We start from the raw sequence: 18,662 nt of genomic DNA, 5'->3' as shown, positions 1-18,662 counted from the left end.
ATGATGATGGCGAACGCCGATCTGGATGTCGTAATCCGGCAGCTTGCGAAGCGACAGAATAAAGACATCCTGGCCGCCGCAAAAAGCAGGCGTGATCGATACATCAGTCTCGCCGCCAAGGCGAAGGACAGCGAGACCAGGGCGCGATACCGGCAGCTCGCCAAAAACACCCTGTTGCAGGGCACCGCCGCCGCCAAGCGGCTGCAAATCGCGGCCGATAACGCCGCGGACAGTTACGCTAGGTCGATGCGAAATGCCGCAGACGCCCTCCCCGTCAAAAAGCCGGTCAAGAAGACCAAGCCCTGATCATGGACAGGCGGGACGTGGCGGCACCGTTTGCGGTCGCGCCCAGCGCGAGGGCGGCCGCAATCCGACCGGCTTGATCCGGCCACCCTCTCGCGACAAGCTTGGTCGGCGACCCGAGCGAGCGGAGAACAGCGATGGCGCGCATCCTGGTGCTGGGAGCGGGATTTGCCGGCCTGTGGGCCGCGATCGGTGCGGCGCGCAAGCGCGACGAGCTCGGAGTGCGGGCAAAAGACACCGAAATTCTCGTCGTCGACCGCAATCCCTATCACAACATCCGGGTGCGCAATTACGAGGTCGACATCAGCGACGCCGCGATCCCGCTCGCCGGGGTTCTTGATCCGATCGGGGTCAAGCACCTCGTCGGCGACGTGCAGGCGATCGATCCGGCCAGGCAGGAAGTGGTCGTCAAGACCAACCGCGGCGAGGAATCACTGGCCCATGATCGGCTGGTGCTCACCCTCGGCAGCGAGCTGGTGCGCCCGCCGATCCCCGGCCTCGCCAAGTACAGCTTTGACGTCGATACCTATGCGGCGGCAACCCGGCTCGATGCCCATCTCGCGGCGCTCGGCAAGCGCGGGGCATCGCAAGGACGGTCGACCGTGGTCGTCGTCGGCGCCGGCTTCACCGGCATCGAGGTCGCGACCGAGATGCCGGGCAAGCTCGACCGCGCCGGCGTGACCGGCGACCGGCGCATCGTTCTCGTCGATCCGAACCCCGTGGTCGGCGCCACGATCGGCGAGCATGCGCGCCCCATCATCAACGAGGCCCTCGCCGCGCTCGGCGTCGAGACGCGGCTCGGCGTCAAGGTCACGGCTGTCGAGGCAAATGGCCTCGCGCTCAGCTCGGGCGAATTCATCGCCGCGCAGACCGTCATCTGGTGCGCGGGCATGCGCGCCAGTCCGCTGGCCGCAACGCTCGCGGCTGAGCACGACCGCTATGGCCGCCTCATCGTCGACCCCTTCATGCGCGCGACCGGCCTGCCAAACATCTTCGCTGCCGGCGACGCGGCCTCGTGCCTGGCGGACGGTGTCCATCCCACCGTGATGTCCTGCCAGTTTGCGCGGCCGATGGGCCGCTTCGCCGGGCATAACGTGGTGGCCGACCTGTTCGGCGAGCCGATGCTTCCGCTTACGATCGACTGGTATGTGACGGTGCTCGATCTCGGCCAATGGGGCGCGCTCTACACGACCGGATGGGACCGCCAGGTGCGCACGACCGGCGCGGCTGCCAAAGCGACCAAACAGACCATCAACCATGTCAGGATCTATCCGCCCCGGAACGGCAGCCGCGCCGAGCTGTTCGCGGCCGCCGCGCCAAGCGTGCAGGCGCCACCGCCGACGGCGCGCTAGGCCGTCGCTCGCCGCGGCATCGACTCCGATGCGGCTTCGGCCGGCGCCGGAATCTGCATCAGGATGGTCTGGCCCATCGACGCGATCTCGATCCCGCACTCCTGGAACCGCCGCTTCATGCGGCGGTTGAATTCGCGCTGCACCGGCCAGCGGCCGCTGTCGGTGCAGCGGATCTGGCCGACGATCGACACCATCGAGCCGTCGACCTTGTCGACGCCCCACAATTCGAGGTCGCCGCGGATCGCCTGCCGGAATTCCGGCTCGCGGCGCATTTCGGCGACGATGTCCTTCAGGATCTGGCCGGCGCGGTCGGTATCCTCCTTGTAGGACACATTGACGCTGACGGCCGCATTGCCGGCGCCGCGGCTTGAATTGGTGATCGTCGTCACGGCGCTGAACGGCACGATGTGCACCGCGCCGTCGCCGGCCCGCAGGCGGATGGTACGGATCGAAACATTCTCCACGACGCCGGAAAGCCCGGAGACGCTGACGGTGTCGCCGACCTGGACGGTATTCTCCAGCAGGAGAAACAGCCCGGTGATGAGGTCCTGCACCAGTTTCTGCGAGCCGAAGCCGATCGCGATGCCGACGATGCCGGCGCCGGCCAACAGCGGCGCGACGTTGACGCCGATCTCGCTCAGCGCCGTCAGGCCGACCACGGTGACGATCAGGCACAACAGCGCCGTGCGCAGCATCGGCTGAAAGGTGCGCAGTCGCGCCGCGCGGGCGAAGTGGCCTTCGCGGGACAGCGCGTTGAGCTGGCGATCGAGCAGCGCGTTGCTGACTTCCCAGATCGCCGCAGCCGCCAGCGCGGCAATCCCGATCGTCACCACCGCCGACAGCAACCGGCTGCCGATCCGGCCGCCGTAGAACCACACGACGGCGTCCACGCCCCACACCTCGAGCAGCGCCACGAAGCCGATAACGGCGATGCCGGCCGCGACGATCCTGCGCAACAGCGGCAAATAGCGATTGGCGCGGGTCTCGAGCCCCGGGAAGCGCTGCAGGATGTCCGGGCTGATGCTGAAGCCGCGATCGATCAGGCCCAGCACCACGATGGTGGCAAGGCGCGTGATCAGCATGACGGCAATGGAGCCGACGAAATACTGCAGCAGCAGCGAGTAGCCGTTGCGGATGTTCAGCGCCCACACCGCCCACAAGGCGAGGTCGAGCGCGATCGCGAGGTAATGCCACAGGCCGGCGATACGATTGCGCAGCGCGGCGGCTGCGCCGTCGCGCTCCACCGAGCCGCGAATCGCCTGGGCGACCTGCCGGCGGCACTGCAGGATGATGACGACAATGAAGAGATGCACCAGCAGCATCACCAGGCGCAGCATCGCCGCGTAGCCGGCGCGATGCAGGCCCAGCAGTAGCGCCACATTTGCAAAGGCGATGCCCGAAACGCCGACGGCGATGATGCGCCGCGCCCAGATCTCGATATAGGCGGCGGTCTCGGCGCGGACGCGAAACAGGCCGAAGGGTCCCGCCAGCGCCCGCGCGACACAGATCAGCACCCGCGACAGCGCATAGGCGTTCACGACCGCGAGGATCACGAGCCTGGTCGTGGCGAGGTCGCCGATCTCGGTTCCCAACAGCATCGTGGCGACGACGACGAAGACAAGCACCGGGAGCAGTTCGAGCGCGAGGCGCCCCACCACGAACGGCAGCCTGATCAGCGACTGCCAGGCACGCGCCATGCTGAGACGCCGTCGATGCTGCGCGGGTTCGGCGGCCACATCGGCCGCCGAGGATGGCGGATCGGCCATCGCCAGCACCTGCGCCGGCAGTCGCGCGGCCTGCGGAATACGGGCTTCCAGCACCGACACGGGGCGCCTGATGATACGGAAGACCAGCCATTCCGCGGCAAACGCGCAGCCAAATACCAGCGCCAGTTTCCAGGCGATGTCGAACAATTGCTGCATGGCGGAGGGATCGTTGGCGGTTCTCACGACCCAGTAATAGAACGCCGGAAAATGCGTCACCGCCCGCGCGATATCGGCAACCTGGTGCGAGATCTCGCCGACCTGTTCCGACACCGCCAGCAGCAGCTGAGCACCGAGGCTGTCAGCCGTAAGCGGGATCGCAGGTTGCGGTTCAGGGGCGGCTGGCGCGGCCTGCCCGCCCGGCACGGCATTGGCGATCGCGCGCAGCGTATCGATCATCTGCGCCCGCTTCTTGTCGTCCTGAAGCGTCTCGAGCGCCCGCTTCGCCTGATCCGGCGTCAGCATATCGGCCTGGTTCGTGGCGGCGGGCGCCGCCGCAGGCGGCGTATCGGTCCGGGCGGCCGCCGGGGAAGCAAACAGTGCGCAGGCGAGCAGGAGCGAGGGAAGCAGTCGGTGCGACACGAAGGCCTCTTTTTTCAAACGGTATTATGTGCGCGATCGCCAAAACCGTAACCGGCATCGGCGGCCGCGCCTGCGTCATGTCGAATCTCCCCTTTTCGCCGTTGCCATGTGTCGGAAGTTTGCCATGGCGACGGCATTCTCTTGGCATTTGTTCCCGATATTTCTCTCGTCAAAACACGGCCGACGGCGCGTCAGCTCACCGCCGTCCGCTTCGGCTCGACGATCTCGAACATGCGCGGAAACTCGTCCATCAGCGCCACCAGCTCGGCCAGCCGCATCGGGTTGCCGCTGACCGCGACCTTGCCGGCAGCGATGGCCTCCGGAAAGCTGGTCTGCCTGGCGATCACCTCATCCAGCGTCGCGCGCGCCAGCGTGAAGCCGGCATCGGCGTCGGCCGCCGGCACGCCCTCGGTGTAGGTCAGCGCGCAGTTCTCAAGCGTCAGCGCAAAGGTCTCCCCGGTGTCGGTGAAATTCCAGTTCAGCACGATGCGCTTGCCTTCGGCCTTGGGCCCGTTGAGGCGGATGCCGAGCACGTCCCACAATTGCTCGGTGCGCAGCGCGGCGAGCGTCTCGCGCGGCATCGGCGGCCGCGGCGGCGCCTTCGGCATGCCCTGCCGCAATTCCTGCGCGCCGAACAGATAGGCGTTGCGCCACGTCGCGCTTTCCGCGGCATAGCCCAACTGCTCGAACGTGTCGGCGAGCAGCGCGCGCGCCTGGCTGTTGTCCGGTTCGGCGAAGACGAGATGACTGAGCGCCTGCGCCACGAAGCGGAATTCGCCCTTGTCGAAATCCGTGCGCGCCCGCGCGAGGATCGCCTCGCCGCCGCCCATATACTCGACATACTTTTTGCCCGCCTCGACCGGCGGCAGCGGATCGAGGTTGACGGGGTTGGCGTCATACCAGCCGAGATATTTCTGGTAGATCGCCTTCACATTGTGCCGGATATGGCCGTAATAGCCGCGGCCATGCCAGGCGCCTTCGAGGCTTGCCGGCAATCTGATCGTCTCGGCGATCTCGGTTGCGGTCAGCCCGTGGTTCATCAGGCGGATGGTCTGGTCGTGGGCGAACTTGTAGAGGTCGCGCTGCTGGCGGATCATGGTGTCGATCCGCTCTCCTCCCCACACCGGCCAATGATGCTGGCCGCACATCGCCTCCGCCTTGCCGCCCCACAATCGCAGCGCCTCGTTGAGGTATTTCGACCAGGCCAGCGCATCGCGCACGTCGGCGCCGCGGAACGGCAGCAGATTGTGGAAGTTGTGCGTGCAGTTCTCCGCGAGGTTCAGCACCTTGTAGCGCGGAATGAAGAAATGCATCTCGGCGGGCGCCTCGCTGTTCGGCGCCATCTGGAACTCGAATTCAACGCCGTCGATCACGCGCCTGTCGCCGGTCGCCATGATCAGGTCGGTCGGACGCAACAGCGCCACTGAACCGGCCGCCATCGACTTGCCGAGCCCGCAATCGACCTGGCCGCGCACGCCCTTGGCAAGGAACGGGCCGAACTGGTACTGCGCACGCCGCAGCATCGCGGGGCCAGCGATGATGTTCTCGGAGACCGCATGCTCCATGAACAGGTTGGGCGCGATGATCGGCACGCGGCCGCTCGCCAGCGTCTCCTCGTCGAGCACGCCGCGCGCGCCACCCCAATGGTCGGTGTGGGTGTGGGTGAAGATGACGGCTGCGACCGGCCGCTTGCCGCGATGCTGGAAATAAAGCTCCATCGCGGCGCGCGCGCCCTCGATCGAGGTCAACGTATCCACCACGATCACGCCGCGATCGCCCTCGATCAGCGTCATGTTGGCGATGTCGAGCCCGCGTATCTGGTAGACGCCGGGCACCACCTCGAACAGGCCGTGATTCATGTTGAGGCGCGACTGCCGCCACAGGCTGGGGTTGACGGTCGCAGGCGCCTCCGCTTCCGACAGGAAGCCGTATGGCTCGAGGCTCCAGACCACCCGGCCCTGCACCGAGGTGACTTTCGCGTTCTCGATGGTGCCGAGAAAGCCGCGCTTGGCCTCCTCGAAATCGCGCGTATCGAGAAACGGCAGCGCGTTTCGCATCGCCGCGTGCTGCGCGATGACCGAGGGAGCGGCGTCCTTCGGCATTTCCGTTTTCTCGTTGACCGCTCCCTCGCTCATCCTCTCCTCCTCACGCGGAAATTAAACCCTTTACGCCAGCCGGCTCGCCAGATAGGGCGAAGCCGCAATCGTCCACGGCGGCATCGTTTCCATCTTGAAAATCTGCCGCAGATGCACCTCGTCCGGCCCATCGCCGATCCGCAAGAGCCTGCCCCAGGCGAGCGCCTGGTGGATCGGCGTATCGTCGGAGCCGCCCATCGCGCCGAACACCTGCAGCGCGCGATCGGCGATCCGCTGCAGCACGACGGGCACCGCGACCTTGATCAGCGAGACGTCGCGCCAATTCTTCATGGCAGAATCCGCGCCATGATGGCCGCTGCGGTCGAGCAGCCAGGCGCAGCGATAGGTCAAAAGGCGCGCCTGCTCGAGCTCGACGCGGGATTCCGCGATCCAGCGCTGCACGGTGTCATATTGAATCACCGGCCGGCCGAAGGCGGAGCGTTCTGCGGCCCGCGCCATCATCAATTCGATCAGTAGCTCGCACAGCCCGATCGAACGCATGCAATGGTGAATGCGCGCCGGCCCCAGCCGGACCTGTGCGACCCGGAAGCCGTCCCCCTCCTCGCCGAGCAGGTTTTCGACGGGCACGCGGACATTGTCGAAGGCAAGCTCGCCGATCGGCGCGACATGGTCCTCGCAGCCCATCCAGCGCAATCGCCGCACCAGCCGCACGCCTGATGCGGCCATCGGCACAATGACGCAGGAATGCTGGCGCGTGCGCTCGACATCCGGATTGGTTCTGCCGAGCACGATCAGGAAGCTGCAGCGGGGATGCGCGGCCCCCGTGATGAACCATTTGCGGCCGTTGATGAGGTAGTGGTCGCCGTCCCGCCGGATTGTCGTTGCGATATTGGTGGCGTCGGAGGACGCGACATCCGGCTCGGTCATGCCGAACGCCGAACGCGTCTCGGCATCGAGCAACGGTCTCAGCCAGCGCTGCTTCTGCGCAGGCGTCGCGCAATTCTGCAGCGCGATCATGTTGGGCACGTCGGGCGCCTGGCAGTTGAACACCTCGCTCGCCCAGAACAGCCGCCCCATGATCTCGGCGAGCGGCGCATATTCGAGGTTGGACAGCCGCGTGCCTGGTTCGTCCGGCGCAAGCTCCGGCAGCGCGAGATTCCACAGACCTGCCGCGCGCGCCTTCTGCTGCAATTCATCCATGAAGGGCGCGGCCTCGCCGCGGGCAACGACGTGATCGAGCCAGGCGCGGTGGCGCTGCAGCACCTCCCTCTCGAAGAAGGATTGCAGCCTGGTCCGCCAGGTCTCCGACCGCTCCGAGAACGCGAAATCCATCGGGCCTCCTGGCGGCGATCTAACAGGATACCGATACGATTGGCAATTGATGTTTCGATATATTGACAAATCACTGATATCTGTTCGATATTTCCGCTCATGGCTCATTCGCGCGCTTCCGCGAGCCGGTCGCGGACCGACCACGCCGATCCTGCCTTTGCGACCACGCTGGCGCACGGGCTCGACGTGCTCGCCGTCTTCCGCAACGGCGCCGGCTCGCGGTCCAACGCCGAGCTTGCGGGCGAGACCGGGCTGTCGCGGCCGACGGTGTCGCGGCTCACCTACACGCTGGCGCAGCTCGGCTATCTCAGGCGCGACGCGAAGGGGCGCTTCCAGCTCGGACTTGGCGTGCTGGCAACCGCCTATCCGCTGCTCTCGGCGCTGCGCGTGCGGCAGATGGCGCGGCCGCTGATGCGGGATTTTGCGAGCTATGCCGGCGGCACGGTCTCGATCGCGATGCCGTTCGGGCTCGACTTCATCTATGTCGAGACGCTGCGCACCACCGACGCGGTGCCGCATGTGCCTGACGTGGGCTTCTGCAGCTCGCTGGCGCCGACCGCGGTCGGGCGCGCGCTCCTGTCGCTGTTCACTGAGGATGAGCTCGCCGCCTATGTGAAGGCGGTGAAGGCCGAGCGCCCGCAGGAAGCCGACTATGTCAAGCGCCGCACGCTGCCGGATATCGCGCTCTGCAAGGAGCGCGGCTTCGCCGTTTCCCTGGGCGAATGGCGGCGCGAGATTTTTGGCGTTGCTGCGCCGCTCTATCGTGCTGATAACGGCGACTGCCTTGCCGTCAATTGCGGCATCCCCTCGTTCCGATTCAGCGCCGAGCAGATCGAGCGCGAATGCGCGCCCCGCATGCTGGGACTTGCGCGCAGCATCCGCTCGCTCATCGCCGATGATGCGCAAGGGACACGCTGAACAACCAGCCGCATCGCACCGATGCGGCGAGGACCGGAGGATATCATGGGAGGAATGAGAAGCGCGGTCGCACTGGGGCTCGTGCTTCTGCTCGGCGCACCCGCCGCGAGGGCCGAAAGCGCCTATCCGAACCGCCCGATTCACATCATCGTGCCCTATCCGGCCGGCGGCATCGTCGACATCGTCGCGCGCACCGTCACCGAGCAGGTCGGCCGCGACACCAAACAGGCGATCGTGGTGGAAGCGCGACCCGGCGCCAACAGCAATATCGGCACCGCGGCGGTCGCGCGCAGCGACGGCGACGGCTACACCTGGCTCGTCACCGGGCCTGCGGTGCTGGTCAATCCAAGCCTCTACAAGGACGCCGGCTGGGATCCGCTGAAGGACTTCAAGTGCGTTGGGCTGGCGGTGTGGAACCAAAGCGTGGCGCTGGTGCCGCCATCAATGCCGGTCAAGACAATGGCCGAATTCGTCGCGCTGGCACGGCAAAAGCCCGGCGAGCTCAATTTCGGCAATCCCGGCACCGGCTCCTCGATCGACCTGTCGGCGCAAAAGCTGTTCCAGGTCGCCGACATCAAGCTCACCAATGTCGGCTACAAGGGTCAGCCGCCGGCGCTGGTCGACCTCATCACCAACCTGATGCATTTCGAGATCGTCTCGCTGGCGCTGGCGCTGCCGCATATCAAGCAGGGCACGGTGAAGCCGCTCGCCGTCTTCACCGACAAGCGCGTGGCTGACCTGCCCGATGTGCCGACGATCGCGGAGGCCGGCTTTCCGGCGGCGGCCTACGTGCCGTGGTATGGCATCTATGTGCCGGCCTCGACGCCCGCGCCGCTGGTCGAGACCATCCACGCTGCGATCAACAAGGCGCTTGCCAATCCGACCGTGCAGCGCCAGCTCGCGGTGTCGGACGTTCCCGGCAGGCCGATGTCGCTTCAAGCGCTCGAAAGCCTGATGAAAGCGGACTACGAGAAGCTGACGACAGTGGTCAAGACCTCGGGCATGGCGCTGCAGTGACGCGCAGCGGCCGGCCATGACGGCCTTCGGCCGTCACTGCTTCACCTTGCTCGCATCCATCTTGATGGCGGGATCGAGCATTTTCGTCGCGAATGCGGTCTCGACGTCGAACGGCTTCTCCATGCCGAGATAGGTCTGGACCAGCTCATAGTCCTTTTTCATGCGCTCGCCGTCGATCCAGCCCAATGCCCTGGTCGTGGTGAACGGGTCCGTCATCAGGAACTTGATGCGCTCCCACTGCCGCTGCTGGTTCTCTCTGTCGAGCCCCGAGACCTGGTCGAGCAGCGCCTTGAGGCAGGGCGCGACATCGGCGACGCAGGCCGCATAGGCCTTCTGGCTGATGCGCACGAAATCCTCGACCAGCTTCGGGTTCTTCTGAAGATATGCGCCGTTGACGATCAGCGCGTTGCCGTACGGGTTGAGCCCGACATCCTTCCAGTTGATGTAGCCGAGGTCGCTGCCGAACTCGATCACCTTGAGATCATGCTCGTTGTAGAAGTCGCTGATGATATCGACGGTGTGGCTCTTCAGCGCCGCGATCTTCGCGGTCGGCCCGACATTGACGAAATTGACCGAGTCCGGCGCGATGCCGGCAGCCTTGGCAAAGGCCGGCCACATCACGCGCGAGGCGTCGCCCGGCGGGTTGCCGATCTTGTGGCCCGGGAAATCCTTCGGCCCGTTCACGCCATAGCTCTTCAGCCAGTAGAAGGTCTGCCCGGTGTTGGCGTAGATGCTCATCACCGCGACCGCGTCGGCGCCCTTGCTGCGGGCCACCAGCATGGTGGCGAGGTCGGCGATGCCGAACGGCGAGCCGCCGGAGCCAACCTTCAGCGCCGAAACGCCAGAGCCCTTGCCGACCTCGATGGTGAGGTCGATGCCGGCCTTCTCGTACCAGCCTTGCGCCTTGGCATAATAGAACGGCGAGTGGTCGGCGGTCGGCGTCCAGTTCAGGAGCAGGTTGACGGCCTCGCCGGCCCGCACCGGCACCGCCGAAAGCGAGAACGCGAGCGCAAGCCCCACCATCGTCAAACGCTTCATCGGAGCAACTCCCTCGCTTGGATTATCCCCGGCCGCTGTCCCGGCTTCTTCCGCCGCCTGGCTTGTCGGCGCCGCTTCCAGCGGCTACCAATGCAACAAGGGACTGCTCCCATTGTCAACTATCTGGTTGGAAATGCCCAGACGAGGATCCAACGGCGCGACGCCGCAGCGGCGCAACCCCGCCGCCACGCGCAGGAAGCTTTTGACCGCGGCACGCCGCGAATTCGCGGCCAGCGGCCTTGCCGGCGCCCGGGTCGACGAGATCGCCGCGCGCGCTGGCGTCAACAAGCAGCTCGTCTACCACTATTTCGGCGACAAGGACGCGCTGTATCTCGCGGTGCTGGAATGGGTCTATGAGGAGATCCGCGAGCAGGAGCGCAAGCTCAAGCTCGAGGGTCTGCCGCCGGAACGGGCGATCCGGAAGCTGGTCGAGAGCTCGTTCGACCATCTCGCCGATCATCCTGATTTCATCGTGCTGCTCAATGACGAGAACCGCGGCGGCGCGCGCCACGTGCGCAAATCCGCGCGGCTCGAGGCGATGCATTCGCCGCTCGTTGCCATGCTCTCCAAGATCCTGACCGAAGGCGTGCGCGAAGGCACCTTCCGCAAGGGCATCAACCCCGTGCATCTCTACATCTCGATCGCGGGACTGAGCTACTTCTACTTCTCCAACACACCGACGCTGTCGGCGATCTTCGGCAAGGATCTCGGCAGCGCTGCGGCGCGCCGCGCCCGCCGCAGGCACGTCGTCGACCTGGTGCTACAGGCGCTGCGGCCCTAAGACGAACTAATCAACCAGCTGGTTGATAGTTCGGGCGGCCCGGGCTAGATTGCCGCGACGGCCGCCCCGGGGGAACCACGCTCAAGGCCCGGACGGGCAGCGGGCCGGCAGAGCCGGAACAAGAAGAGCGGCAAGAAAGCGCGCGAGGAGCAGGCGTCGTGGCGGATGGTGGCGGAGGATCGGCGCGTTCATTGGCGATCATCCTGGTCGTGCACCTGGCCGTGCTCGTGCTCTGGCAGGTCGCGGTCGACCTGTTCCAGGTGCCGAAATTCATCCTGCCCTCGCCGCTCGCGGCGCTCGCCACATTGGCGGCGCCGAACTATGCGTGGGCGTCGAACGTCCTGGTGACGGCGGTGGAAATCCTCGGCGGCTTCTCGCTCGGCGCGGTCGTCGGCGTCGCGCTCGCGGTCTTCTTCACCTGGTCGCCGCTGGTGAGCCTGTTGCTGCTGCCGCTGTTCGTCACGCTCAACATGATCCCGAAAGTGGCGCTCGGACCGCTCTTCATCGTCTGGTTCTCCTACGGCATCCTGCCGAACATCCTGATCGCGTTCTCGATCTGCTTCTTTCCGATCCTGCTCACCACGGCGCGCGGCCTGAGCGAGGTCGAGCCCGACCTGCTCGATCTCGTCAAATCGCTGCGCGGCTCGCGCTGGACGCTGTTCCGCAAGATCCAGCTTCCGGGCTCGCTGCCTTACGTGTTCTCCGGCATGAAGGTCGGCGCCATCCTCGCGGTCGCCGGCGCCATCGTCGGCGAATTCATCGCCTCCGATCGCGGCCTCGGCTACCTGATGATCCAGGTGCAGTCCGCACTCGATACGCCCGCCATGGTGATGGCGGTCGTGCTGCTGACCCTGCTCGGCGTCGCCCTTTACGGCCTCGTGCTCGGCCTCGAACGGCTGTTCGTGGTCAAGGACGTCAGGCTGCAATAACAAGGAAACAACCATGCTGCTCACCCGCGACACCCTGCCGAAGACGATCCCCGATATCGCCGCGCTCGACGAACTGTTGTGCCGGCCGAGCCAGGCGCTGATCGACGATCTCGAAAAGGTCGACGGCGACATCATGTTCCTCGGCGTCGCGGGCAAGATGGGGCCGACGCTGGCGGGCCTTGCGAAAGCGGCCTCCCCGCGCCGCCGCATCATCGGCGTGGCGCGCTTCAGCGAACCCGACGTCGAGCAGTGGCTGCGTGCGCGCGGCATCGAGACCTTGCATTGCGACCTGCTCGACGAGGCCGCGATCAACGAACTGCCGAAAGCGCCGAACGTCGTCTTCATGGCGGGGCGCAAGTTCGGCGCCGAGGGCGACTTGTCGCTGACCTGGGCGATGAATGCGCATGTCCCGGCGCTGGTGGCGCAGGCGTTTGCCGCCTCGCGCATCGTCGCGTTCTCGACCGGCTGCGTCTATCCCTTCGTGCCGGTCGATGGCCGCGGCGCCGATGAGAGCATCCCGCCCGATCCGCCCGGCGAATATGCGCAGTCCTGCGTCGGGCGCGAGCGCATGTTCGAGTATTTCTCGCGCAAGTTCGGCACGCCCGGCCGCCTGTTCCGCCTCAATTACGCGATCGACATGCGCTATGGCGTGCTGCACGACATCGCGAGCAAGGTCTGGCAGGGAAAGCCGATCGACGTCAGCCTCGGCCATGTCAATTTCATCTGGCAGGGCGATGCGGCGGCGCAGGCGCTGCGCTGCCTCGCGCATTGCGACACGCCGACCTCGCCGATCAACGTCTCGGGCCACGAGATCCTTGCCGTGCGCGATCTCGCCGCCAGGATCGGCAAGCTGCTCGGCCGCGAGCCCGTGATCGTCGGCAAGGAGGAACCGACCGCATGGCTGACCGACACGTCGCAGGCGACAAGGCTGTTCGGCCTGCCGATCGTTGATACCGAGCAGTTGATCCGCTGGACGGCAGACTGGGTTGCCCGCGCAATGCCGAGCCTCGGCAAGCCGACCAAATATGAGGTGCGCGATGGCCGCTACTGACGGCCCCACCATCGTCCAGCTCGGGGTCGCCGACGCGCCGGCGGGCCTGCTGCTGTCGACCGAAGCGCACTGGAACCAGAACGAAGCGGACTGGCGGTTCTTCCTCACCCACGGATGTGTCTACGGCGTGCGCGACGGCAAGCGCCTGGTCGCGAGCGCCGCGCTGCTGCCCTACGCCGCGGGCCAGGCCTGGATCAGCATGGTGCTGGTGACGGCGGACTGGCGCCGCCGCGGGCTCGCGACGCGGCTGATCGATGCCTGCCTCAGGCAGGCCGACCGGCTTGATCTCACGACTTGGCTCGACGCCACGCCCGCCGGCGCCATGGTCTATGGCCCGCTTGGATTCCAGCCGACGCTGGAGCTGTGGCGGCTGCTGCTCGCCAATGCCGCCGGGCAACGCGGCACGCCCGAGGCCGGCGATCTCGACGGCCTCATCGCACGCGATCGCGCGGCCATGGGTTTTGACCGCGAAGAGCTGCTGCGCGACCTGGCGGCCCGACCCGGTTCGCACCTGTACGACAACGGCAAGGCGTGCGCGCTGGTGCGAGATGGCCGCACCACCCGCCATGTCGGCCCGCTGTTTGCGGACAACACGGAAAGCGCGCGGGCGCTGATCCGAACGATCGCCGAGCGCGAGGCGGGTCCTCTGCTGATGGATGCGGTGGCGTCGCAACGCGAATTTGTTGGCGGCCTCGACGCCGACGGCTGGATGGTCGAGCGGCCGTTCCAGCGCATGCGGCTTGGCCGCGCCACGGTCGAGAGCCAGGCGCCGCCATTTGCGGTCGCCGGCCCGGAATTCGGATAGGAGTTACGTGATGCATCAAAGCGAGATCCAGCCCGAGGTGCGCAAGCTGATTGCCGACGGCACGGTGGTGCCGGCCCATCCGCTGGCGCTTCACAGCGACCGCACCCTCGACACGCAGCACCAGCGCGCGCTGACGCGCTATTACATCGATGCCGGCAGCGGGGGACTCGCGGTCGGCGTCCACGCCACGCAATTCGCGATCCGCGAGGTCGGGCTGTACCGGCCGGTGCTGGAGCTTGCGGCGGAGACCGCCGCGCACTGGACCAGGCGGCCGCTGGCGCTGGTCGCGGGCCTTGCCGGTCCGACGCGGCAGGCGGTCGCGGAAGCAAGGACGGCGCGCGGCATCGGCTATCACGCCGGCCTGCTCAGCCTGGCCGCGATGAAATCGGCCGGCGAGGACGAGATCGTGGAACATTGCACCGCCGTTGCGCGCGAGATTCCGCTGGTCGGCTTCTACCTGCAGCCCGCGGTCGGCGGCGTCGCCTTGAGCGCGAATTTCTGGCGACGCTTCGCTGAGATCGACAACGTGATCGCGATCAAGATCGCGCCGTTCAACCGCTATCGCACGCTCGACGTGCTGCGCGGCGTCGCGGCGGCGAAAGCGCTCGACCGCATCACGCTTTATACCGGGAATGACGACCACATCCTGCTCGATCTGACCCTGCCGTTCGACCTGCGCGATGCGGGCGTCACCACCCGCGTCCACATCAAGGGCGGCCTGCTCGGCCACTGGTCGGTGTGGACAGCCGCCGCGATCAGGCAGTTCGAGCGCTGCAAGGCCGCGCGCGGCAAGGAAAGCCTGCCGGCGGACCTGCTGGCGCTCGATGCGCGCGTCACCGACTGCAACAGCGCATTCTTCGACGTCGCCCATGATTTTCACGGCTGCATTGCCGGCTGCCATGAGGTGCTGCGCCGTCAGGGCCTGATGCAGGGTATCTGGTGCCTCGACCCGCATGAAGGCCTGTCGCCGGGGCAGATCGAGGAGATCGATCGGGTCTGCAACGAGCATGCCGACCTCTCCGATGACGATTTCGTCGCGGCAAACCTGCACAAATGGCTGGCATGAGCGAGCCCTTCATCAGCCTGCGCAATGTCCGAAAGGTGTACCGGACCGGAGGCGCCGAGTTTCTCGCCGTCTCCAACGTCACCATGGACGTGCAGGAAGGTGAGCTGGTCTCACTCGTCGGGCCCTCCGGCTGCGGCAAGACCACGGTCCTGAAAATCCTCGCCGGGCTGCATGGCGCCGATGGCGGCACCATCCGGATCGGCAATGCGACCACGCCGTTCGATCCAGCGCGCGACATCGGCATGGTGTTCCAGCAGGCGTTGCTGCTGAAATGGCGCACCATCCTCGACAACGTGCTGTTGCCGGCGGAGATCGTCGGCCTGCCGCTGAAAGCCGCGCGCGAGCGGGCGCGCGACCTGCTTGCCCTCGTCGGCCTTGCCGGCCATGAGGACAAATATCCGCAGCAACTCTCCGGCGGCATGCAGCAGCGCACCGCGATCGCGCGCGCCTTCATCCATGATCCGAAACTGATCCTGATGGACGAGCCGTTCGGCGCGCTCGATGCCCTGACCCGCGAGCAGATGAACCTGGAGATGCTGCGGATCTGGCGCGAGAGCGGCAAGACCATCCTGTTCGTCACCCACTCGATCCAGGAGGCGGTGTTCCTGGCTTCGCATTGCGCGGTGCTCACCGCTGGGCCGGCGCGGATGGCAGAATATTTTCCGATAGAGCTGCCGTTTCCGCGCGCGCTGCCGATCAAGACCACCGACGAATTCGGCGCCTATGCGCGGCGCATCTATGCCAGCCTTGGGCTCGGCGCGAACATCTGAGCGCAAGCCGAAAACCGGAAAAGACAGTCTCCCGCCGATGCCATTGCAGTCCGGCCCTGCAACGCCGGCCGGGCCCGATTATTCCTCCCGGAATGAACGCGGAATGTTGATTTGAACGATTCCGGCCGAGAGTTTTAGGTTCCGCCCGTCCAGTCGGAGGATTGGACCAATCAGGGTGGATGCGATGGCAAACCTCATCATAAACGGCAAGACGATCAATGTTGACGTCGAGGACGATACGCCCCTTCTGTGGGCGATCCGGGAGAACGTCGGGCTGACCGGAACGAAATACGGCTGCGGCATTGCACAATGCGGCGCCTGCACCGTCCATATCGACGGCGTTGCAATGCGATCCTGCAGCGTTTCGGTGGCTGATGCCGCCGGCAAGCAGATCACCACCATCGAGGGGCTAGCCTCCGGCGCCGCGCTGCACAAGGTGCAGCAGGCCTGGCTCGCCAACGACGTGCCGCAATGCGGCTATTGCCAGAGCGGGATGATCATGGCGGTGGCGGCGCTGCTCAAGGAGAAGCCGAAGCCGACCGACCAGGATATCGACGAGGCCATCACCAATATCTGCCGCTGCGGCACCTTCCAGCAGGTGCGCGAGGCGATTCACGCCGCCGCGAACGCTTGAGGGAGGCTGCTCATGAACCAGCACGTCAAACCCATGCTCAACCGCCGTTCCTTCGTCATCGGCACGGCCGCAGCCGGCGCCGGCCTCGCGCTCGGCCTCGATCTTCCCTTTGGCGGCCCCTCCGTGGTGCGCGCCGCCGACGGCTCGCCCGAGGTCAACGCCTGGGTCGTGGTCCGGCCCGACGATACCGTCGTGATCCGCATCGCGCGCTCGGAAATGGGCCAGGGATCGCTGACCGGCCTTGCCCAGCTCGTCGCCGAGGAACTCGAATGCGACTGGTCGAAGGTCGTCACCGAATTTCCGACTCCGGGCCAGAGCGTCGCGCGCAACCGCGCCTGGGGCGATTTCTCCACCGGCGGCAGCCGCGGCATCCGCACCTCGCAGGACTATGTGCGCAAAGGCGGCGCCACCGCGCGCATGATGCTGATTCAGGCCGCCGCCAATGAGTGGAAGGTGCCGGCCGGCGAATGCACCGTTGCGAACGGCGTCATCAGCCACACGGCCTCGGGCAAGACCACGACCTACGGCAAGGTCGCGGAAGCCGCCGCCAAGCTCACCCCGCCGACCGAGGTCAAGCTGAAGGACCCGAAGGACTGGAAGGTCGCAGGCAAGCCGATCAAGCGGCTCGACAGCCCCGACAAGGTCACCGGCACGACCGTCTATGGCATCGACGTCAAGCTGCCGGGCATGCTGAACGCGGCGATCAAGGATTGCCCGGTCACCGGCGGCAAGCTCAAGAGCTACGACGAGGCCAAGATCGCCGGCATGAAGGGCGTGAAGAAGGTGGTGCGGGTCGGCGACAGCGCGGTCGCCGTCGTCGCCGACACCTGGTGGCACGCCAAGACCGCGCTCGAGGCGCTGCCCATCGTCTGGGACGAGGGCGAGAATGCCAAGGTCACCTCGGCCTCGATCGCGAAATGGCTGGCGGAAGGGCTCGAGTCGGGCCCTGCCTTCGTCGGCAACGAGAATGGCGACGTCAAGGCTGCGCTCGGCAGCGCCGCCAGGAAAGTCGAAGCCGTCTACAACTATCCCTACCAGAACCACGCCGCGATGGAGCCGCTGAATGCCACCGCGCTCTACACCGCGGACAAGTGCGAGGTCTGGACCGGCACGCAGAACGGCGAAGCGGCGTTCGCCGCGGTGCTGGAAGCTTCGGGCCTGCCCGCCAGCAAATGCGACGTGCACAAGCAGATGCTCGGCGGCGGCTTCGGCCGGCGCGGCCAGACCGACTATGTCAGCCAGGCGGTCGCAATCGCCAAGCAGATGCCGGGCACGCCGATCAAGCTGTTGTGGTCGCGCGAGGAGGACATGCTGCGCGGCCGCTACCACCCGATCACGCAGTGCAAGATGACCGCAGGCCTCGACGCCGACGGCAACCTGACCGCCCTGCACATGCGGATCTCGGGGCAGTCGATCCTGTTCAGCCTGCGCCCGGAAGCGCTGGTCAACGGCAAGGACCCGGCGACCTTCGCCGGCCTTGCCCCGAACGGCGATGCCGCGATCGGATACTCGGTACCGAACCTCCTGATCGAGCACGCGATGCGCAACCCGCACATCATTCCGGGCTTCTGGCGCGGCGTGAACGTGAACCAGAACGCGGTCTATCTCGAATGCTTCATGGACGAGATCGCGCAGGCTGCCGGAAAGGACCCGCTCGAATTCCGGCGCAAGCTGATGGCAAGCCATCCGAAGCATCTGGCGGTGCTCAATGCCGTGGCCGAGAAGATCGGCTGGGACAAGCCGGCGCCGCAGGGCGTCTTCCGCGGCCTCGCCCAGCACATGGGCTATGGCAGCTATGTCGCCGCCGCCGCGGAAATCTCGGTGATCGACGGCAGCAAGATCAAGGTGCGCCGGATCGTCGCCGCCACCGACCCCGGCTATGCGGTCAATCCGGCGCAGATCGAGCGGCAGATCGCCGGCTCCTTCGTCTACGGGCTGACCGGCCTGTTCTACGGCGGCTGCACGGTGAAGGACGGCAAGATCGAGCAGACCAATTTCGACACCTACAATTCGATGCGAATTGCCGAGATGCCGAAGGTCGAATCGATCATCATGCCGAGCGGCGGCTTCTGGGGCGGCGTCGGCGAGCCCACGATCTGCGTCGCGGGTCCGGCGGTACTCAATGCCTATTTCGCCGCCACCGGAAAACGCATCCGTTCGGTGCCGTTGCGGGATCTCAACATCACCTTCGCCTGATAGAGTAGCGCGGCGGCCGGATTCGGCCG

The 18,662-nt window shown here is 66.3% G+C and carries 16 protein-coding genes; 12 read left to right on the top strand and 4 right to left on the bottom strand.

The features are described 5' to 3' along the window. Nucleotides 1–6 precede the first annotated feature (6 nt). On the top strand, nucleotides 7–306 hold the full coding sequence (locus tag QOU61_RS12295; protein WP_289658686.1) for a hypothetical protein: 300 nt from the start codon (nucleotides 7–9) through the stop codon (nucleotides 304–306). A gap of 134 nt (nucleotides 307–440) precedes the next feature. Continuing rightward, nucleotides 441–1,655 (top strand): NAD(P)/FAD-dependent oxidoreductase, encoded by a 1,215-nt coding sequence (locus tag QOU61_RS12290; RefSeq protein WP_289658684.1) that lies wholly within the window; start codon nucleotides 441–443, stop codon nucleotides 1,653–1,655. On the opposite strand, the gene QOU61_RS12285 is transcribed toward QOU61_RS12290, so the two are convergent. The 3 genes from QOU61_RS12285 to QOU61_RS12275 all read right to left on the bottom strand — a co-directional run bounded on the left by QOU61_RS12285 (nucleotide 1,652) and on the right by QOU61_RS12275 (nucleotide 7,428). Then, nucleotides 1,652–4,000, bottom strand: coding sequence for a mechanosensitive ion channel domain-containing protein (locus QOU61_RS12285; RefSeq protein ID WP_289658682.1), 2,349 nt, complete (start codon nucleotides 3,998–4,000; stop codon nucleotides 1,652–1,654). The genes QOU61_RS12290 and QOU61_RS12285 overlap by 4 nt on opposite strands. Nucleotides 4,001–4,191: 191 nt before the next feature. Continuing rightward, nucleotides 4,192–6,135 (bottom strand): alkyl/aryl-sulfatase, encoded by a 1,944-nt coding sequence (locus QOU61_RS12280; protein ID WP_289658679.1) that lies wholly within the window; start codon nucleotides 6,133–6,135, stop codon nucleotides 4,192–4,194. Between the two features lie 30 nt (nucleotides 6,136–6,165). Continuing rightward, on the bottom strand, nucleotides 6,166–7,428 hold the full coding sequence (locus QOU61_RS12275) for an acyl-CoA dehydrogenase family protein (RefSeq protein WP_289658677.1): 1,263 nt from the start codon (nucleotides 7,426–7,428) through the stop codon (nucleotides 6,166–6,168). Between the two features lie 99 nt (nucleotides 7,429–7,527). On the opposite strand from QOU61_RS12275, the gene QOU61_RS12270 reads away from it, so the two are divergent. Both QOU61_RS12270 and QOU61_RS12265 read left to right on the top strand, forming a co-directional pair. Beyond that, nucleotides 7,528–8,346 (top strand): IclR family transcriptional regulator, encoded by an 819-nt coding sequence (locus tag QOU61_RS12270; protein ID WP_289658675.1) that lies wholly within the window; start codon nucleotides 7,528–7,530, stop codon nucleotides 8,344–8,346. A 45-nt stretch (nucleotides 8,347–8,391) separates the two neighbouring features. Then, on the top strand, nucleotides 8,392–9,363 hold the full coding sequence (locus tag QOU61_RS12265; protein ID WP_289658673.1) for a Bug family tripartite tricarboxylate transporter substrate binding protein: 972 nt from the start codon (nucleotides 8,392–8,394) through the stop codon (nucleotides 9,361–9,363). Nucleotides 9,364–9,396: 33 nt separating this feature from the next. On the opposite strand, the gene QOU61_RS12260 is transcribed toward QOU61_RS12265, so the two are convergent. Then, entirely contained in the window at nucleotides 9,397–10,401 is a 1,005-nt protein-coding gene (locus tag QOU61_RS12260; protein WP_289658671.1) for an ABC transporter substrate-binding protein, read from the bottom strand. 133 nt (nucleotides 10,402–10,534) lie between these two features. Between QOU61_RS12260 and QOU61_RS12255 the strand changes: the two genes are divergently transcribed. From QOU61_RS12255 to QOU61_RS12220, 8 genes are all read left to right on the top strand, one after another. Next, nucleotides 10,535–11,182 carry a TetR/AcrR family transcriptional regulator gene (locus QOU61_RS12255; protein ID WP_289658669.1) on the top strand — a complete coding sequence of 216 codons (648 nt, stop codon included), beginning with the start codon at nucleotides 10,535–10,537 and terminating at the stop codon, nucleotides 11,180–11,182. 158 nt (nucleotides 11,183–11,340) lie between these two features. Then, the gene (locus QOU61_RS12250; RefSeq protein WP_289658667.1) at nucleotides 11,341–12,111 is read left to right on the top strand and encodes an ABC transporter permease; all 771 of its coding nucleotides are present in this window, start codon (nucleotides 11,341–11,343) and stop codon (nucleotides 12,109–12,111) included. Nucleotides 12,112–12,124: 13 nt separating this feature from the next. Then, nucleotides 12,125–13,162: an NAD-dependent epimerase/dehydratase family protein gene (locus QOU61_RS12245; RefSeq protein WP_289658665.1), complete on the top strand. Its 1,038-nt coding sequence runs from the start codon at nucleotides 12,125–12,127 to the stop codon at nucleotides 13,160–13,162. Further along, nucleotides 13,149–13,967 carry a GNAT family N-acetyltransferase gene (locus QOU61_RS12240; RefSeq protein ID WP_289658664.1) on the top strand — a complete coding sequence of 273 codons (819 nt, stop codon included), beginning with the start codon at nucleotides 13,149–13,151 and terminating at the stop codon, nucleotides 13,965–13,967. The genes QOU61_RS12245 and QOU61_RS12240 overlap by 14 nt, the downstream gene beginning before the upstream one ends. Before the next feature lie 10 nt (nucleotides 13,968–13,977). Beyond that, nucleotides 13,978–15,033, top strand: coding sequence for a dihydrodipicolinate synthase family protein (locus tag QOU61_RS12235; RefSeq protein ID WP_289658662.1), 1,056 nt, complete (start codon nucleotides 13,978–13,980; stop codon nucleotides 15,031–15,033). Then, nucleotides 15,021–15,803, top strand: a complete 783-nt coding sequence (locus QOU61_RS12230; protein WP_289658660.1) for an ABC transporter ATP-binding protein — start codon at nucleotides 15,021–15,023, stop codon at nucleotides 15,801–15,803. Before QOU61_RS12235 ends, QOU61_RS12230 begins: the two co-directional genes overlap by 13 nt. Before the next feature lie 184 nt (nucleotides 15,804–15,987). Further along, nucleotides 15,988–16,437 (top strand): (2Fe-2S)-binding protein, encoded by a 450-nt coding sequence (locus QOU61_RS12225; RefSeq protein WP_289658659.1) that lies wholly within the window; start codon nucleotides 15,988–15,990, stop codon nucleotides 16,435–16,437. Between the two features lie 12 nt (nucleotides 16,438–16,449). Next, nucleotides 16,450–18,633 (top strand): xanthine dehydrogenase family protein molybdopterin-binding subunit, encoded by a 2,184-nt coding sequence (locus QOU61_RS12220; RefSeq protein WP_289658658.1) that lies wholly within the window; start codon nucleotides 16,450–16,452, stop codon nucleotides 18,631–18,633. Nucleotides 18,634–18,662: the final 29 nt, after the last annotated feature.

The sequence above is a fragment of the Bradyrhizobium sp. NP1 genome (genome assembly GCF_030378205.1).
Lineage (GTDB): Bacteria > Pseudomonadota > Alphaproteobacteria > Rhizobiales > Xanthobacteraceae > Bradyrhizobium.
The sequence above is the reverse complement of the archived record's forward strand: the minus strand, read 5'-3'. Positions and strand labels throughout refer to the sequence as shown.

Bases quoted from the DNA above. Each gene is read 5' to 3' on its own strand.
- QOU61_RS12295 (WP_289658686.1), top strand. From the start codon at position 7: ATGGCGAACGCCGATCTGGATGTCGTAATCCGGCAGCTTGCGAAGCGA.
- QOU61_RS12290 (WP_289658684.1), top strand. From the start codon at position 441: ATGGCGCGCATCCTGGTGCTGGGAGCGGGATTTGCCGGCCTGTGGGCC.
- QOU61_RS12280 (WP_289658679.1), bottom strand. From the start codon at position 6,135: ATGAGCGAGGGAGCGGTCAACGAGAAAACGGAAATGCCGAAGGACGCC.
- QOU61_RS12275 (WP_289658677.1), bottom strand. From the start codon at position 7,428: ATGGATTTCGCGTTCTCGGAGCGGTCGGAGACCTGGCGGACCAGGCTG.
- QOU61_RS12270 (WP_289658675.1), top strand. From the start codon at position 7,528: ATGGCTCATTCGCGCGCTTCCGCGAGCCGGTCGCGGACCGACCACGCC.
- QOU61_RS12265 (WP_289658673.1), top strand. From the start codon at position 8,392: ATGGGAGGAATGAGAAGCGCGGTCGCACTGGGGCTCGTGCTTCTGCTC.
- QOU61_RS12260 (WP_289658671.1), bottom strand. From the start codon at position 10,401: ATGAAGCGTTTGACGATGGTGGGGCTTGCGCTCGCGTTCTCGCTTTCG.
- QOU61_RS12255 (WP_289658669.1), top strand. From the start codon at position 10,535: ATGCCCAGACGAGGATCCAACGGCGCGACGCCGCAGCGGCGCAACCCC.
- QOU61_RS12245 (WP_289658665.1), top strand. From the start codon at position 12,125: ATGCTGCTCACCCGCGACACCCTGCCGAAGACGATCCCCGATATCGCC.
- QOU61_RS12240 (WP_289658664.1), top strand. From the start codon at position 13,149: ATGGCCGCTACTGACGGCCCCACCATCGTCCAGCTCGGGGTCGCCGAC.
- QOU61_RS12235 (WP_289658662.1), top strand. From the start codon at position 13,978: ATGCATCAAAGCGAGATCCAGCCCGAGGTGCGCAAGCTGATTGCCGAC.
- QOU61_RS12230 (WP_289658660.1), top strand. From the start codon at position 15,021: ATGGCTGGCATGAGCGAGCCCTTCATCAGCCTGCGCAATGTCCGAAAG.
- QOU61_RS12225 (WP_289658659.1), top strand. From the start codon at position 15,988: ATGGCAAACCTCATCATAAACGGCAAGACGATCAATGTTGACGTCGAG.
- QOU61_RS12220 (WP_289658658.1), top strand. From the start codon at position 16,450: ATGAACCAGCACGTCAAACCCATGCTCAACCGCCGTTCCTTCGTCATC.